We start from the raw sequence: 16,032 nt of genomic DNA on the forward strand, positions 1-16,032 counted from the left end.
TAAGGTGAATGCCTGCATGCCTGAATTGCCTGAAGTTGAGACCGTCCGCCGCGGCCTGCAGCCCGCCATGGAGGGGTCGAAAATCGTGAAAGCCGAGGCCCGCCGCAAGGATCTGCGGTTTCCCTTTCAAAAAGATTTTATCGCCCGGCTGCAGGGCCAGACGGTGACCGGCCTCGGCCGCCGCGCCAAATACCTGATGGCGGATCTCGGCTCCGGCGACGTGCTTTTGATGCATCTGGGCATGTCCGGCTCGTTCCGGGTGCTGGAAGGCGGCCATAACGACACACCGGGCCAATTCCACCATCCGCGCAGCGAGGACCGCGCGCATGACCATGTCGTGTTTCACATGTCATCGGGGGCTTCCATCGTGTTCAACGATCCGCGCCGCTTCGGTTACATGAAGATCATCGCCCGCAACGCGCTGGAGGACGAACCGCTGTTGAAGGGTCTCGGCCCGGAGCCGCTCGGCAACGAATTCGACGCCGCGATGCTGGCGCGCTCGTGCTTCAACAAGAAGACCAGCCTGAAGGCCGCGCTGCTCGACCAGCGGGTGGTCGCGGGGCTCGGCAATATCTATGTCTGCGAGGCGCTGTACCGTTCGCAACTATCGCCACGGAGGCTGGCGGCGACGCTGGCGACGAAGAAGGCGGAGCCGACCGACCATGCCGTGCGGCTGGTCGGTGCAATTCATTCCGTGCTCAATCAGGCGATCAAGGCCGGGGGTTCCTCGATTAGCGATCATCGCCTGACGTCCGGCGAGCTCGGCTATTTCCAGCACTCGTTCCAGGTCTATGACCGCGAGGGCGAGAAATGCCAAACTAAAGACTGCAGCGGCATCGTACGACGCTTCGTTCAGAATGGCCGCTCAACGTTTTGGTGCCCGAAATGCCAAAAATGACCATCACGCCGACGCTGCATACGCCGCGACTGATTTTGCGGCCGCTCGCGCTGTCGGATGCGCCGGCGATCCAGCGCCATTTCAACAACTGGAACATCATCCAGCATCTCGCATCGGTTGTCCCCTGGCCATATCCGGACGACGGCGCGGAGACTTTCATCGCGCAGGAACTGGAAAGAGCCGCCGCGGGGGAAGTGATCTATAATTGGATGCTGGTGCTGCGCGGCGGGGACGGCGAAGCCATCGGGAATATCCGCTTTCGTCCCTGGTCCGGCAATGCGAAGGGCGACCGGGGATTTTGGCTCGCGGAGCGCTACTGGAAACAGGGCTTGATGAGCGAAGCCGTCTCGGCGGTGAACGATTTTGCTTTCCGCGTGCTGGATGTCGATGTCTTCTACGCCTGTAACGCGGTTACCAATGAGGCGTCACGCCGCGTCAAGCAAAAGACCGGCGCCGAATTCCTCGGCTATGTCGAGCTTGCCCATCACAGCGGTCAGACGCGCGCGGAAAAATGGCGCGTGACGCGGGAAAACTGGTTGCGTCTAAATCCATAGCGAAGCAATCCAGCAGGGCTGGTGGCCGGATTGCTTCTGCGTTCGCCTCGCGCATTTGCCGTGCGCGAAGCGTGATATCAGACGCGAGCCCGGGTTCTCAGGAAGAGTGCGCTGTCAGTGTCGAAAGACGGGAGCGCAGCCCATTTAGGAATAATTGCGGGTATTTCCACGAATTCCTCGAGGACCGGTTCGTCGGTAGCCGTCACCGCATTGCCCAGCCGCGTTTCGACCCACTGCCAGAGGGCGCGTATTTCCTCCGCGGACTTACCGCCCGGCGCATGTTCGCAGACCGCAAGGCCGGCGCTCAGCGCGTCCTGGTAGTCGTTGCGCATCACGACAAAGGGCTGGGCCACGATCTCGGCGGCATCGAGTGCCGCCTCGGTGCCCAGCGCGTGTTCGGCGCCGGCAAGGCGCGCCGCGGCCCGGATCGGCGTCTGGTTCAGGACGTAGGCGAACGGCTTGTGCCAGGCCCGGATCACGCGCAGCGTCGCGGCGGTCGCCTCGATGTCGGCGATGCTCGGCCGCGTCGGAATCAGGCAGAGGTCGGAATAGCGAATGGCCGAATTGGTCGCGGCGGTTTCGCCGCCGGCGGTATCCACGATCGTCACCGTGACGCCGTCGTGCGCGAGCGATTGCAGGCGCTGTTCGACCTCCCGGGCGGCGTAGATCGGTTCGACGATCGGCGAGGCATAGGGACGGCGGCGCTTCCAGTTCGAAACGGTGCCTTGGGGGTCGGTTTCGATCAGTCGGACATTGTGGCCGGCCCGGATGGCGGCAAGTGCAAGGCTGATGGAAAGCGTGCTTTTTCCCGAACCGCCCTTCTGGGTGGTCAATACGATCGTCTGCATTTCAAGTCCCTTTGGATGGCTTTCAGGTATTTGGGTTACGGCAAACGGGCTGCGCCGCATTCTGCGACGGCAAGTTACGCGCTCGCTCAGACGTGCCCAGCCCGATCCAAAGGTCAGGGGATCGCGGTAGTCCGAATCACTCAGCTTGCAATGATGCCCGATTATGGAAATGTGGTCATCCGGGCAAATACTGCCGGGCGGTGCATTTGCGCCCGATGAAACCACAACAAGAAGCGGGAAAACAACATGACGGGTCATTGGCGGGATCGCGCAGCCACCAGTTTTCAATGTCAGAAGCAGCCGGCGGCCGGAAGCCGCGGCATGGTGGTTAGCAATCATCCACTGGCCTCGAGCGCGGGCGCGGAAATGCTGGCGGCGGGCGGCAACGCCATCGATGCGGCGATTGCGACATTGTTCACGCTGACGGTGGTCGAGCCGATGATGGTCGGCATCATCGGCGGCGGCATGGCCCATATCCGGCTGGCCGACGGCAGCCACCGCTTCGTCGACGGCCAGAGCACGGTGCCATCGGCAGTCAAGCCCGACACCTACCAGTCCAAGCCTGGCTCCGCGCATGACGTGTTCGATACCGTCGGCGATGAAAACCTGACCGGCCCGAAAGCGGTGGCCGTGCCGGGCTCGCTGAAAGCCTGGTGCGAGACGCTCGGCAAATTCGGCACAATGAGCCTTGCCGACGTCATGCAGCCCGCGATCAAGCACGCCGCGCGCGGCTATGCGGCGACGCCTTATTTGCACGAATGCATCACCGACAGCGCCGAGGAGATGTTGAAGGACAAAGAGATTTCGGCGATTTATTTGCCGAACGGAGTGCCGCTGAAGGCCGGCGAGCGCGTGGTGCAGTCGGAATACGCGGAAACGCTGACCTACATCTCCCAACGTGGCGAGGCGGCGCTGTATCAGGGTCCGCTCGGCGACATCCTCGTCGACTACATGAAGAAGAATGGCGGCTTCATCGCCCGCAAGGATCTCACGAATTACAAGACCGTCGAACGCCAGCCGATCCGCGCCGATTATCGCGGCTGGCAAATTATGGGGCCGCCGCCGCCCGCGGCCTCCGGCGTGCATATCGCGCAAATGCTCAACATTCTCGAAGGCTATGATATCGCAAAGCTCGGCTTCGGCTCCGCCGCCACGATCCATTACCTTGCCGAGGTGCTCAAGATCGCCTTCGCCGACCGCGCCGCCGCGAGCGGCGATCCCGATTTCATCAATGTACCGGTCGAGCGCCTGACCTCGAAGGCCTATGCCGAGGAACGCCGCCGCGCGATCGATGCAGACCGCGCGCAAAGCTGGGCCGCCGGCGTGGCGCAGCTCGAAAGCGCTGATACCACGCACATGACGGCGGCGGATGCGTTCGGCAACGTGGTCGCGACCACGCAGACCATCAACAACCTGTTCGGGGCGAAGATTCTCATTCCCGGGCTCGGCGCCATCCCGAACAACTACATGAATCTCTACGATCCCCGTCCCGGCCATGCGCTGTCGCTGGCGCCGGGCAAGCGCGTCACCACCTCGATGTCGCCGATGATGGCGCTTCGCGACGGCAAGCTCGTCTACGCGCTCGGCCTGCCCGGGGGAAAGCGAATCTTCCCGAGTGCGATGCAGGCGCTGATCAACCTGATCGACCATGGCATGAGCCTGCAGGAGGCGGTCGAAGCGCCGCGGGTGTGGACCGAAGGCAACGCGCTCGAAGTCGAACTGGCGGTGCCTGACAGCGTCCGCGCCAAACTCACGTCGATGGGCCACAAGGTGCTGGCGATGCCGACGGTTGCCGGCGGCATGAATGCCATCCAGTTTCACGAGGATGGCACGATGACAGGTGCGGCCTGCTGGCGCGCGGATGGCACGCCGATCGGCATCGCCGGCGGGCTGGCGCGTGCCGGCGTGAGGTTTGGACTGGCGTAAGGGCCGTAACGCAGCCAAGCCAAAGGTCGTCATCCCCGCGCAGGCGGGGATCCAGTACGCCGCGGCCTGTCGGCTCTATTACAAACGTCTCTGGAATACTGGGTCACCCGCCCCAGTGCGCAATTGCGCACAGGGCGGGTGACGACAGTCGTGCCTACTTCCTCACGCAGATGACTCGCACCACGGACGCCTTGGCGTCCGCCGATGCACCGGCCGCGTGCACGCCATTGGCCTTGAGGAAGTCGCGCACCGTATCTGACGTCACCAGCACCGCTTGCGCCGACGGCAGGCCATTGGCGGGGCCGGCGACCTGAACCGGCTTCAACAGCGCAACGCCGGCAAATCGGCCGTCGCTGTCCAGTGCGGCCGCGCCGGAAAAACCCGGCGGAGGCGCGGGCGTCAACGCCATGTCGCTGCCGCCGCCAAGCTGCGCCACCGAAGCCTTGACGCTGCTCACCGCGGCACCGCCGCCCTGGCTCTGCGGATCGGCAATGCCCGTGAGGTCGAGCGCCGTCTTCGTGGCGGCGTTGGCGAGGTTGAGTGCTTTGAGCCCGCGTGCGCCATAGATGCGCAGCAGCGCGAGATCGTGCTCCTTGTCCTCGGCGACGCGATCGGCATTGCCAAAGCCCGCGATCGCGACCGTGAGGCAGCCGTCGGTGATCTGGCGATCGGCAATGATCGCGCCGTCGTCACTGACGACGACGCCGGTGCCGTATTCCACCGTCTTGCGCGGGGGAGGCCCAGCCGCTTGCACGGCGGCCGGAAACGCATTGAATGCGCTCGACATCGCGATCACGACCGGTTCCACGGTATTCTCGGTCGCCTGATCGTAGAGGATGGTGAGGATGCGAACCTCGTCGCCCTTGAAGGTGCCGCGCAGATAAAACTTTTTAAGGCCCTGCAGGCCGGACAGCACGAAGAAGTCCGGCTTGACCACGGTGTAGTCGATATTGCGCGCCGGTTCCTTTTTCTCGCGCTCGGCGAGCTTTGACGTCACGGGGCCGGCTTCCTTGCGCCGCGCCAGTTGGATCTGGATCGTGCCGGTCGGCGAGGTCCATTTGGTGCCGTTGGCGTCGCTGGCCTGCTGCGGCACCAGTTTGGTGGGAATCCCCAGCCGCACGCCGGTGCCGGGATCGGTGACGATCTTCCAGCCGACGCTTTCCTGCTTTTTCTTGGCGGTGTCGGCGAGTGTGCCGCGCTCCTGCGGATTGAGCACGCCGGTCGGCTTGCCGCCGCGTCCCTTCTGGAATTCCTTGATGGCGTTGACCATGCGCTCGCTGATATCGCCTGTGATGGCACCGTTATATTGGCCGACCCAGGCGAGGTCCGACTGCAGCGCCAGCCGCTCGGCCAGCCCCATCGCGTTGGCCGTCTCCTCCGGCTTCTGCAGCGCGGGACGGATCGGTATCGCGGTGACCGGTTTTGGCTTGGCGCCGGCCGTGGCGGGTGGCGTCATCTGCGCCCGCGCCTCCGAGGTCGCCAAACCCAAGGCCGCGATCATCAATGTTGCCGAAAGCACCGATCTCATGACAAATCCAGGAGAATACCGGGGTGGAATAAGGGAGTGCGCATTGACGTTCGGCCAATTAAGCACATCTGCTGAGTCGGCACCAACCGCACCTCGGTTCAGGAGCCAGGAAACAGACCGACCATGCTGACGGCCGACGAACTCGAACGTTACGCCCGCCATATCGTGCTGCGCGAAGTGGGTGGCCCGGGGCAAACCGCACTGAAAGAGGCGTCCGTGCTGGTGATCGGCGCCGGCGGCCTCGGTGCGCCGGTCCTGATGTATCTGGCGGCCGCCGGTGTCGGCACGCTCGGCGCGGTCGATGACGACATCGTCTCGCTCTCTAACCTGCAGCGCCAGATCATCCACACCACGCCCGACATCGGACGGCGCAAGGTCGACAGCGCCGCCGAAGTGGTTCACGCGCTCAATCCGCATGTTCATTTCGAGGCGCATGCGGTGCGTCTCGATGCAAGGAACGCGATGTCGCTGATCGGCGGCTACGATCTCGTGCTCGACGGCTCCGACAATTTCGAAACCCGCTATCTGGTGTCCGACGCCTGTTTCTTCGCCGGCAAGCCGCTGATCACGGCAGCGCTGGGCCAGTTCGACGGATCGCTGACCACGATCCGCGCGCATGAACATGGCGCCGACGGCGAGTTCAATCCGACCTATCGCTGCCTGTTTCCCGAGCCGCCGCCGCCTGGCACCGTGCCGGCCTGCGCCGAAGCCGGCGTCATGGGCGCGTTGGCGGGCGTGCTGGGCTCGATGATGGCGCTGGAGGCGATCCGCGAGATCGTTGGTTTCGGCGAAGGCCTGGTCGGCCGGCTGGTGATGGTGGACGCGCGCGCAATGCGGTTCGAGACGTTGCGCTACGGGCGCGATCCGGCCAATCCGCTCAACGGCGATAAGCCCACGATCACCGATTTGAGCGGCTACGCGGCCTGAACCTCATCGTCAGGCCCTGTGCGGGTCTGACGCCGCATAGGCGCGCATCAGGCGCGTCACGGCGCGCCGGGCGTGCCGATCGATCTCCTCGCGATGCGGAGAGGGGATCGTGCCCAGCAGTGCGCGCGTGAAGAGTTCGCCCTGCAACAGTCCGATAAAGCTGTGTCCGAATTCGGCGCGATCGTCGATCTCGATCAGTTTCTGCTTCAACAGCCGCGCCACGATCGCGCGAACGCACTCCATGCCGTGATCCCTGGTGAAGGCGCTGTAGGTGCGGCCGACCGCGGACAGCCGGTCACCTTCCGCGACCGCGATTCGGAATAGCGCCAGCTTCTTTGGCTGCAACATCAGCGCGAGCAATTGCGCGGCAAAACGCTGTAACGCGGTCAGTGGATCGAGCGTCTCGTCCGCGGCAATGGCATCCAGCGCGTCGGTGCCCTGCCGGGTCGACCATGCCATCAGCGCTTCGAACAGCGCCTCCTTGCTGGGGTAACGCGCATATAACGTTGTCTTGGACGCGCGCGCCCGGCTCGCGACGTCGAGCATCCGCGCGCCATGAAAGCCCTTTTCGGTGAAGACGTCGAAGGCGGCCTGCAGGATCTCCTCCTCGCGCGCGGAGTCCTCCTGCGACAGCTTCGCCGCCGGATCCGAACGCTTCATCCTTGCCCGCCTTGACTGAGTACCCATGGGTACTGTATAGCAAGTACCCTTGGGTACTCAAAACGATGCGCGCGATCATGCAGGGTCAGGGACGGATTTCGAGGCGCGAGGTGCTGAGCGACAGCGGGCCTGGCATCGTTCTGCCTCCCGACCTGCTGCAGCCCTTCCTGCTGCGGTTTCGGCGCGAGGACATGCACATCATGGCGTTCTTCAGCGGCCATCCCGACTACGAGGCCGTGGAAGCCATGATCAGCTATCGCGGGGATGGCACGCCTTCGATCCGTGCGATTCTCACCCGTCACGACCAGAGCCAGATCGACCACGTCAATGACGCCGGTCTGTCCGCCGAGGGACATGGTGTTGTCCGCGAGACCTGCCGTCGCGACATCGCGCTTGCCGTCGAAGCCTTGCCGGGCAGGCGGCACGCGCGGCTGCAGTTCGACTCGCATGCGGGCGAGCCTGTCGTGCTCGACATCACGACCGTCGGCGAGCCGGATCCCAAACGCGGCGGCATCTCCGATCCCGGCAGCCACTCGCCCAGCACCAGCCTGCCGCTGATGCGGCGGCGCGCAAGCGCGCTTGCAGGACCACAGACCGAGGTGTTCGTCGGCGGCAAGCGTTTCGAGGTTCCCGTCAAGATCAGCTCCGGGCCCTTCATCGCGCATGAAGGTTATTTTACGGAAGGGCACATTTTCGGGGCCATACGCGCCGGAACGATCAGCTATCGCCTGAAGACAAGGCCCGCCCGAATGGCGGTTGGAGAGGAATGGATTTTCGAGGGCGATGGCCGGGTCATGATCTATCGAATCGAGAACAGCAGCTCGGATGGAAAGCTGCGCATCGCGGGAAAAGATGCGCCCGGCGAATCAATCGAAGCCTTCGCAGTCGGCGAGGGGTTGCGGATCACCCGGATAAGCTGTCTCGCGGACGGGAGGCCTCAGGGCGGACTCGATCTCGCATTCGATGAAGCGGGGCGCTTCAGCCTCGCGATGGACGGCGAGACGATCGTCTCGGGATCGGCAGAGTCGAAGCAGCAGGCCGGGACGGCCGTCATCACCCTTTCCCCAACGCAGCCGGATTGGGCCGTGGCGAGACAGGTCCGCGTTACCTGCTCGCGCGACGGCGATTTGCTGACCGCGGTGACGACGATCGGCCGCAGCCCGCCCGCTCAACCGTGACACCGCCGGACGTCGTCGATCTGAGCGGGCCTCGCCGGGGTCAGGATGCCTTGGCCGGCTTCTCGCTGTCGAGGTGCGCCATCTGCTCGGCGGCGTAGCGCGTGCCGGCGGCGGCGTTTGGCGGAAACGCGCTGGCGAGCGCGATGAGATGCGCGTCCGCTAATTTCACATCGAGTGCGCCGAGTGCCTCTGTCAGCCGATCGCGTCGCCGCGCCCCGACCAGCGGCACGATGTCGTTACCCTGCGCGGCGACCCAGGCGATCGCGACCTGTGCCGGGGTTGCGCCGATTTGCTCGGCGATGGCGCGCAAGAGTTCGACCAAGGCCAGATTTGCATCGAGATTGCTGCCCTGGAACCGTGGGGTCGCGAGGCGGAAATCCCTTGTCCCCGAACGGTCCTTTGACCAATGCCCGCTGATCAGGCCACGCGACAGCACGCCATAGGCGGTGATCGCGATGCCGAGCTCGCGGCAGGTCTTGAGAATGTCGCTTTCGATGCCGCGCGCGATCAGCGAATACTCGATCTGCAGATCGGCGATCGGGTGCACGCGATGTGCCCGCCGAATGGTGTCCGACCCGACCTCCGACAGTCCGATGTGTTTGACGTATCCGGCTTTCACCATGTCGGCGATGACGCCGACTGTCTCCTCAATCGGCACCGACGGGTCGAGCCGCGCGGGACGATAGATATCGATGACGTCAACGCCGAGCCGTTGCAGCGAGTAGACGAGAAAGTTTTTCACCGCGACAGGTCGGCAATCGATGCCGCCGAACCCCATCGCGGGATCGCGCAGCCCGCCGAACTTGACGCTGATCTGGAGATTGTCGCGATTGCGGCCGGTGAGCGCTTCGCGGATCAGCATCTCATTGTGGCCCATGCCGTAGAAGTCGCCGGTGTCGAGCAGGGTGATGCCGGCATCGAGCGCGGCGTGGATGGTGGCGATGCTCTCGCTGCGGTCGGCCGGGCCGTAGAAGTCCGACATGCCCATGCAGCCGAGGCCGATGGCCGAGACGGACGGACCTGTTGTGCCGAGTTTGCGCTTTTCCATGGTGGTTCTCCTCGTGATCGGTGGCTGGTATTCGCGCCGTGATGACGAGGCTGGTATGGACCTTCTCGATTAAAGCGATAAGCTGGACAATTATAAATAGCTTGTTCAATATATCGAACAATGAAGGATTTCGATCTCCGCGACCTCGATGCGTTCGTCGCCGTGGCGCGCACGCGGAATTTCCGCCGCGCCGCGGTCGAGCAGGGCGTCTCCGTCTCGAGCCTCAGCCAACGGCTGCGCGACATGGAGGAGCGGCTCGGCGTCCGGCTGATGAACCGAACCACGCGCAGCGTAGCCCTCACCGAAGCCGGCGAATTGTTGCTGGCCCGTGTCGGGCCCGCCATGTCGGATGTCGGCGCGGCACTCGATCAGGTGCGCGGCTTGCGGGCCGTGCCGTCGGGGCGTCTACGTATCAATGCGCCGCCGCCGGCGATCGATCTGGTGCTGGCGCCGATGGTCGCGCCGTTTCTTGCAGCGCATCCCAGGATCGATCTGGAGATCGTCGGCGAGAGTGCGTTCGTCGATATCGTGGCCGAAGGTTTTGACGCCGGCGTGCGCTATGGCGAGCATCTGGCGCAAGACATGATTGCGGTCTCGCTCGGGGCGCCACAGCGCTACGCGGTAGTGGCCTCGCGCGAATACGTCGCGCAGCATGGAAGCCCCAAGCATCCGAAGGATCTGCTGCAACATTCTTGTATCCGCACCCGCTTTAGCAGCGGCGCGATGCTGGACTGGGAATTCGAAAAGGCGGGCCGCGTCGTAAAAGTCTCGCCGCCGCCCAAATTAATTGCGACCTATCTCGGCCTCGCGTTGCGCGCCGTGCATGACGGCACAGGCTTCTGGCTGACGTTCGAGGGCTACGTTCGCTACGGCATCAAGTCCGGCGCGCTGGTCAGCGTGCTTGACGATTGGTGCGCCCCGTTTCCGGGGCCGTTCTTGTACTACCCGAGCCGCCGACAACCGCCGCCGGCGCTGGCGGCGTTCGTGGCTTTCGTTGCGGAATGGCGCAGGCGGGAGCGGCGAAGGAGCAAGTAGTATCCTGTAGCTCGGATGAGCGCAGCGACATCCGGGGCGGTCTCTCCAGCGGATACAGTTTTCCCGGATATCGCTGCGCTCATCCGGGCTACGGCTTCACCGATTTCAAAATTCTTGGCACTTCCAGATCATTGTAGTCGATCACGATATCGGCCTGCCGCTCGGGGGCGCATTCGGCGAGGTATCGCGTCTGGCCGCCGACATAGCGCTGATGCGGCGGCGCGTTGGGGTCGATGGCGTCGAAGCTTTGGCCGCGCGCCGCGCCACGCGGCAGCGATACGTCGAAATCGACTTTCAAGAATATCGAAAGATCCCAGCAGGATCGCAATTCGGGACGATGCAGGAAGATGCCGTCGACGATGAGCGCAGCCGTCGGCCCGGCCTGTTGCGGATACGGATCGAACGGCCTGTCATTGTCGAGGCCAAACTGCTTCGCGACGTATTGGCCGGAACCACCGGGGCTCAAGGGCTCGAGCAACAGCCGACGAAACGAAGCGTAATCGTAGGAGTCGAGATAGAAGCCATCAGGCGAATATCTGCCGCGCGCGTAGCGAAGGTTTTTCGGATTGTGAAAATCGTCCACCGAGGCGCGGATCACCGGCCGGCCCCGTGCGGCAACCAGCGGCGCCAGCGTATCCGCCAATGTCGTCTTGCCGGCGCCATCGACGCCGTCGATGGCCACGTGAATTCTTCGATCAGGAGAAAAGCCGATTACAGTATCGGCGAGGCGGGCGAGCAAGGATGCGTGCGCTGCGCTCACGCCTTCCCGCTCACAGCATGCTGGGCAGCACGCGGTCCGGCGGCTTGTGGTTGTCGAGGAAGGTTCGGATGTTGATGATCACCTTCTCGCCCATCTCGACGCGGCCTTCGATCGTGGCCGAGCCCATATGCGGCAACAGCGTCACCTTGCCGGCCCTGGCAAGCCGTACCAGTTTTGGATTGACCGCGGGTTCGTGCTCGTACACGTCGAGTGCCGCGCCGCCAATGTCCCCGGCCTCGATCAGCTTGATCAGCGTGTCCTCGTCGATCACCTCGCCGCGCGCGGTGTTGACGATATAGGCCTCTTTCCGGATCAGCTTCAAGCGCCGCGCCGAGAGCAGATGAAACGTTGCCGGCGTATGCGGACAGTTCACCGAGATGATGTCCATCCGCGCCAGCATCTGGTCGAGGCTCTCCCAATAGGTCGCGCCGAGTTCCTCGGCGATAACAGGCGCTACGGGACGGCGGTTGTGATAGTGGATCTGCAGGCCGAAGGCGCGCGCCCGGCGTGCCACGGCCTGTCCGATGCGGCCCATGCCGACGATGCCGAGACGTTTGCCGCCGATGCGATGGCCGAGCATCCAGGTCGGCGACCAGCCCGGCCAGTTCTTTCCCTCGGTGAGGATCGATGCGCCCTCGATCAGCCGCCGCGGCACCGCGAGAATCAGCGCCATGGTCATGTCGGCGGTGTCTTCGGTCAAAACCTTCGGCGTGTTGGTCACCGTGATGCCGCGCGCATGCGCCGCCGTGACGTCGATATTGTCGACGCCGTTGCCGAAATTGGCGATCATGCGCAGCTTGCAGTCGGGATGCTTGAGCATCTCCTCGTTGATCAAGTCGGTGACGGTCGGCACCAGCACGTCGGCGGTGCGGACCGCGTCCGCGACCTGTTCCGGCGTCATCGGCGTGTCGTCGAGGTTCAATCTCGCGTCGAACAGCTCGCGCATCCGGGTCTCGATCGAGTCCGGCAGCTTGCGGGTGACGACGACGAGAGGTTTTTTCTTAACCGACATGTCCTGCTCTCATGAGGCAATGGCTCGCCAGAGTTCGCCGTTCAGACCTCATTAACCCGGTTGTTCGACACTGCTGACGCCACGCGGTCCCGGTGTCCCGCTGTTTCCTCAGGTAAGTCCTTGGGTTCCCAAATACTTGCCGAGGATTTTCAGCAGAAAATTCGAGCGTTCTTGTTCTCAACGTTCCGTCCTCTCTATCAGAAGGCCGGGCCAAGACAAGAACCCCCGGAAGTCACAATCCGGGGGCGACCAAAGCGGGGCACAGGGGTTTGGGGTTTTCGGGCGTTAGCGAGCGGTTTCAACTCGAAGAATTCGAGTTGAGAGTAGCTCGGCGGGAGACGAGTTGATGGCGTTGGGGCGTTTCTGTTCGGTGGCGGTGCTGGCGGGGTGCTGGCTTTTGGCATCGGTCAGCACAGGTTTTTCGGCCAAGGATTCGGCCACCACGACCAGCGGCCTGCCGGTGCCGCGATATGTCAGCCTCAAATCCGACCATGTGAATGTCCGGGCCGGTCCGACCAAGGATAATGATGTCGCCTGGATCTATACGCGCTCGGGCCTGCCGGTCGAAATCACCGCCGAGTTCGAGAATTGGCGCCGCGTGCGCGATTCCGAGGGCTCCGAGGGCTGGGTCTATCATTCCCTGCTGTCCGGCCGCCGCACTGCGGTCGTCACCATGAAGACCAAGGACGAGCTTGCGTCGCTGTACGATCGTCCCGATCCGGCCAGCGCGATTGCGGCTCGCCTGCAGGTTGGCGTCGTCACTCAGGTCAAGAAATGCGCCAATGGCTGGTGCCGCGTGATCGGCAACGGTTTTGACGGCTGGATCGAGCAGCAGCGCCTGTGGGGCGTGTATGCGGATGAGAAGGTGGAGTGACGCGCAGCGTCATTCCGGGGCGATGCGTCAGCATCGAACCCGGAATCTCGAGATTCCGGGTTCACGCTTCGCGTGCCCCGGAATGACAATTCATCATTCGGAGAAGATCAGCGCTTCTTGCGCAGGCGCACGACCATGTCGACGCGGGCGATTTCGTAGCCCTCCGGCACGTCGGGCATCTTCGACAGCACCAGGTGCGGATCGGGAATGTCGACCAGCTCGTGGTTGTTCTCGAGATAGAAGTGGTGGTGCGCGGTGACGTTGGTGTCGAAATAGGTCTTGGTGCCGTCGACCGAGACCTGGCGCAAGAGACCTGCATCGGTGAGCTGATTGAGCGTGTTGTAGACGGTTGCGAGCGACACCGGAACCTTGGCCAGCGTTGCTTCCTCGTACAGCATTTCCGCGGTCAGATGGCGGGCGCCCTTGCCGAACAGCAGCCAGCCCAGTGCCATGCGCTGGCGGGTTGGCCTGAGACCGGCGGCCTGCAGCATTTCGTTGACGTCGTGCCAGGGACAGCCGGTCAACGCCGGCTGATGTCCGGCGGCCCGGGCGGCCGGATCGATACCGTCGTCGTTCACGTTTGAGGCTTGGTCGTTCATGTCCACTTCGGGCACCACGCGCGCTAACTTGGGCAATAATCTTGCCCAATATAAAAGGAAATCAGGTAGATGCAAGTTTTTCGCAACTAGAACCGGCCCAAGGTTAAGAGGAACCAGCATACAAACACGGCGTTTTAGCCCGTTCCAGTGCTTTGCCGGGCCTCGGTGCCTATGTTACAGAGCGCGCGGACCACATATGCGATTTCGGCAGAGGCTAATGCCGATAGCACCCTCAGTAGCGCCAATTTGCGGGAAACAAGTGTTCTCCCGTAGGGAAACGGGTCCGGTTCGCTCAGAAAGCGCTCCATCGGGACATCTAAGAGAGGCTGGATACCATGCTGGAACGGCGCAGCGGTTATGAGTACGAGGATTTGCTGGCCTGCGGCCGCGGCGAGATGTTCGGCCCGGGCAATGCGCAATTGCCGCTGCCGCCGATGCTGATGTTCGACCGCATCGCCGAAATTACCGAAAAAGGCGGGGTATTCGGCAAGGGTTTAATTCGGGCCGAACTCGATGTGAAGCCGGACCTGTGGTTCTTCGGCTGCCATTTCAAGAACGATCCGGTCATGCCGGGCTGTCTCGGCCTGGACGCGATGTGGCAGATGGTCGGATTCTACCTCGGCTGGATCGGCGGCGAGGGACACGGCCGGGCGCTGGGGTTGGGCGAACTCAAGTTCTCCGGCCAGGTGCTGCCGAACGCCCGCAAGGTTGTGTACAACATCGACATGAAACGCGTGATGCGTTCAAAGCTGGTGCTTGGCGTTGCCGACGGCTGGCTTTCCATGGATGGCGAGATTATCTATCGCGCCAAGGACCTGAAGGTCGGGCTGTTCAAGCAAGGCACCGCGCCCGCCTGAACGGCGCGATCACGGTATGAAAATATCTTCGCGCAAAATATCTTCACGGACAAACGGAAACGGTAGGGCGAGGCGATCATGAAGCGGGTTGTCATCACGGGGATGGGAATTGTCTCGTCCATCGGAAACAACACCCAGGAAGTGCTTGCGAGCCTTCACGAAGCGAAATCCGGGATCAAGCGCGCGGATAAATACGCCGAGATGGGCTTCCGTTCGCAGGTGCAGGGCGCGCCGACGCTCAATCCGGCCGACATCGTCGACCGGCGCGCGATGCGCTTCCTCGGCGAGGGCGCGGCGTGGAATCACGTCGCCATGGAACAGGCGATCCAGGATTCCGGGCTTTCTCCGGAAGAAGTTTCCGATGTCCGCACCGGCATCATCATGGGCTCCGGCGGGCCGTCCGCGCGGACCATTGTGGAAGCGGCCGACATCACGCGAAGCAAGGGCCCCAAGCGGGTCGGACCGTTTGCGGTGCCGAAGGCGATGTCGTCGACGGCGTCTGCCACGCTTGCGACCTGGTTCAAGATCAAGGGCGTCAACTATTCGATTTCGTCGGCTTGCGCGACCTCGAACCACTGCATCGGCAACGCCTATGAAACGATCCAGATCGGCAAGCAGGATGTGATCTTCGCCGGCGGCTGCGAGGAGCTCGACTGGTCGCTGTCGGTCTTGTTCGACGCCATGGGCGCGATGTCCTCCAAATACAACGACACCCCCGCCACCGCCTCGCGCCCCTACGACATCAGCCGCGATGGTTTTGTCATCGCCGGCGGCGCCGGCGTCGTGGTGCTGGAAGAGCTCGAACACGCCAAGGCGCGCGGCGCGCGCATCTATGCCGAAGTGGTCGGATACGGCGCCACCTCGGACGGTTACGACATGGTTGCACCCTCGGGTGAGGGCGCCGAGCGCTGCATGCGCATGGCGCTCGAAACCGTGAAAACCCCGATCGACTACATCAATCCGCATGCTACCTCGACCCCCGCGGGCGATCCGCCGGAAATCGAGGCAATTCGAAAAGTGTTCGGCACCGGCGACAAGTGCCCGCCGATCTCGGCGACCAAGGCGCTGACCGGCCACTCGCTGGGCGCCACCGGCGTGCAGGAAGCGATCTATTCGCTCCTCATGATGAACAACGGCTTCGTCTGCGAAAGCGCCAACATCACCGAGCTCGATCCTGTCTTTGCCGATATGCCGATCGTGCGCAAGCGCATCGACAACGCCAAGCTCGGCACCGTGCTGTCGAACTCGTTCGGCTTCGGCGGCACCAACGCCACGCTGGTGTTCAAGCGCATGGATGCGTGATTTCGCATCTGCCTCTTCTCGCTTGC

Annotated in this window: 16 protein-coding genes; 9 read left to right on the top strand and 7 right to left on the bottom strand. The window is 63.3% G+C overall.

What is annotated here, in order from left to right; all coding sequences use genetic code 11:
* Positions 1-16: 16 nt before the first annotated feature.
* Together mutM and V1283_RS38450 are read left to right on the top strand one after the other, a co-directional pair.
* On the top strand, positions 17-898 hold the full coding sequence (gene mutM / locus V1283_RS38445) for a bifunctional DNA-formamidopyrimidine glycosylase/DNA-(apurinic or apyrimidinic site) lyase (protein WP_334391772.1): 882 nt from the start codon (positions 17-19) through the stop codon (positions 896-898).
* Positions 886-1,452 carry a GNAT family N-acetyltransferase gene (locus tag V1283_RS38450; protein WP_334391773.1) on the top strand — a complete coding sequence of 189 codons (567 nt, stop codon included), beginning with the start codon at positions 886-888 and terminating at the stop codon, positions 1,450-1,452. Before mutM ends, V1283_RS38450 begins: the two co-directional genes overlap by 13 nt.
* A gap of 77 nt (positions 1,453-1,529) precedes the next feature.
* Here the strand turns inward: V1283_RS38450 and V1283_RS38455 are convergent, their stop codons facing one another.
* Positions 1,530-2,300 (bottom strand): ParA family protein, encoded by a 771-nt coding sequence (locus V1283_RS38455; RefSeq protein WP_334391774.1) that lies wholly within the window; start codon positions 2,298-2,300, stop codon positions 1,530-1,532.
* Positions 2,301-2,546: 246 nt separating this feature from the next.
* On the opposite strand from V1283_RS38455, the gene ggt reads away from it, so the two are divergent.
* Entirely contained in the window at positions 2,547-4,226 is a 1,680-nt protein-coding gene (ggt, locus tag V1283_RS38460; RefSeq protein ID WP_334391775.1) for a gamma-glutamyltransferase, read from the top strand.
* A gap of 154 nt (positions 4,227-4,380) precedes the next feature.
* Here ggt and V1283_RS38465 read toward each other — a convergent pair whose 3' ends face one another.
* On the bottom strand, positions 4,381-5,754 hold the full coding sequence (locus tag V1283_RS38465) for a serine protease (protein WP_334391776.1): 1,374 nt from the start codon (positions 5,752-5,754) through the stop codon (positions 4,381-4,383).
* Positions 5,755-5,877: 123 nt separating this feature from the next.
* On the opposite strand from V1283_RS38465, the gene V1283_RS38470 reads away from it, so the two are divergent.
* Entirely contained in the window at positions 5,878-6,681 is an 804-nt protein-coding gene (locus V1283_RS38470; RefSeq protein WP_334391777.1) for a HesA/MoeB/ThiF family protein, read from the top strand.
* A 9-nt stretch (positions 6,682-6,690) separates the two neighbouring features.
* Here the strand turns inward: V1283_RS38470 and V1283_RS38475 are convergent, their stop codons facing one another.
* Positions 6,691-7,341 (bottom strand): TetR/AcrR family transcriptional regulator C-terminal domain-containing protein, encoded by a 651-nt coding sequence (locus tag V1283_RS38475; RefSeq protein WP_334391778.1) that lies wholly within the window; start codon positions 7,339-7,341, stop codon positions 6,691-6,693.
* Between the two features lie 65 nt (positions 7,342-7,406).
* On the opposite strand from V1283_RS38475, the gene V1283_RS38480 reads away from it, so the two are divergent.
* Complete coding sequence (locus V1283_RS38480) at positions 7,407-8,519, top strand: hypothetical protein (protein ID WP_334391779.1); 1,113 nt, start codon at positions 7,407-7,409, stop codon at positions 8,517-8,519.
* 40 nt (positions 8,520-8,559) lie between these two features.
* On the opposite strand, the gene V1283_RS38485 is transcribed toward V1283_RS38480, so the two are convergent.
* Complete coding sequence (locus tag V1283_RS38485; protein WP_334391780.1) at positions 8,560-9,567, bottom strand: aldo/keto reductase; 1,008 nt, start codon at positions 9,565-9,567, stop codon at positions 8,560-8,562.
* 120 nt (positions 9,568-9,687) lie between these two features.
* Here V1283_RS38485 and V1283_RS38490 point away from each other — a divergent pair, with 120 nt between their 5' ends.
* Positions 9,688-10,602 carry a LysR family transcriptional regulator gene (locus V1283_RS38490; RefSeq protein ID WP_334391781.1) on the top strand — a complete coding sequence of 305 codons (915 nt, stop codon included), beginning with the start codon at positions 9,688-9,690 and terminating at the stop codon, positions 10,600-10,602.
* An 88-nt stretch (positions 10,603-10,690) separates the two neighbouring features.
* Here V1283_RS38490 and V1283_RS38495 read toward each other — a convergent pair whose 3' ends face one another.
* Complete coding sequence (locus V1283_RS38495; RefSeq protein ID WP_334391782.1) at positions 10,691-11,284, bottom strand: uridine kinase; 594 nt, start codon at positions 11,282-11,284, stop codon at positions 10,691-10,693.
* A gap of 88 nt (positions 11,285-11,372) precedes the next feature.
* Positions 11,373-12,374 carry a 2-hydroxyacid dehydrogenase gene (locus V1283_RS38500; protein ID WP_334391783.1) on the bottom strand — a complete coding sequence of 334 codons (1,002 nt, stop codon included), beginning with the start codon at positions 12,372-12,374 and terminating at the stop codon, positions 11,373-11,375.
* Positions 12,375-12,720: 346 nt separating this feature from the next.
* On the opposite strand from V1283_RS38500, the gene V1283_RS38505 reads away from it, so the two are divergent.
* Positions 12,721-13,248: an SH3 domain-containing protein gene (locus tag V1283_RS38505; RefSeq protein WP_334391784.1), complete on the top strand. Its 528-nt coding sequence runs from the start codon at positions 12,721-12,723 to the stop codon at positions 13,246-13,248.
* Positions 13,249-13,355: 107 nt separating this feature from the next.
* Here V1283_RS38505 and irrA read toward each other — a convergent pair whose 3' ends face one another.
* Entirely contained in the window at positions 13,356-13,847 is a 492-nt protein-coding gene (gene irrA / locus V1283_RS38510; protein WP_276578736.1) for an iron response transcriptional regulator IrrA, read from the bottom strand.
* Positions 13,848-14,182: 335 nt separating this feature from the next.
* Here irrA and fabA point away from each other — a divergent pair, with 335 nt between their 5' ends.
* Positions 14,183-14,704 carry a 3-hydroxyacyl-[acyl-carrier-protein] dehydratase FabA gene (fabA, locus tag V1283_RS38515; RefSeq protein WP_334391785.1) on the top strand — a complete coding sequence of 174 codons (522 nt, stop codon included), beginning with the start codon at positions 14,183-14,185 and terminating at the stop codon, positions 14,702-14,704.
* A gap of 78 nt (positions 14,705-14,782) precedes the next feature.
* A complete protein-coding gene (fabB, locus tag V1283_RS38520) occupies positions 14,783-16,006 on the top strand; it encodes a beta-ketoacyl-ACP synthase I (protein WP_334391786.1) in 1,224 nt (407 codons plus the stop codon).
* Positions 16,007-16,032: the final 26 nt, after the last annotated feature.

Source organism: Bradyrhizobium sp. AZCC 2262 (assembly GCF_036924535.1).
In the GTDB taxonomy this organism is placed as follows: domain Bacteria; phylum Pseudomonadota; class Alphaproteobacteria; order Rhizobiales; family Xanthobacteraceae; genus Bradyrhizobium.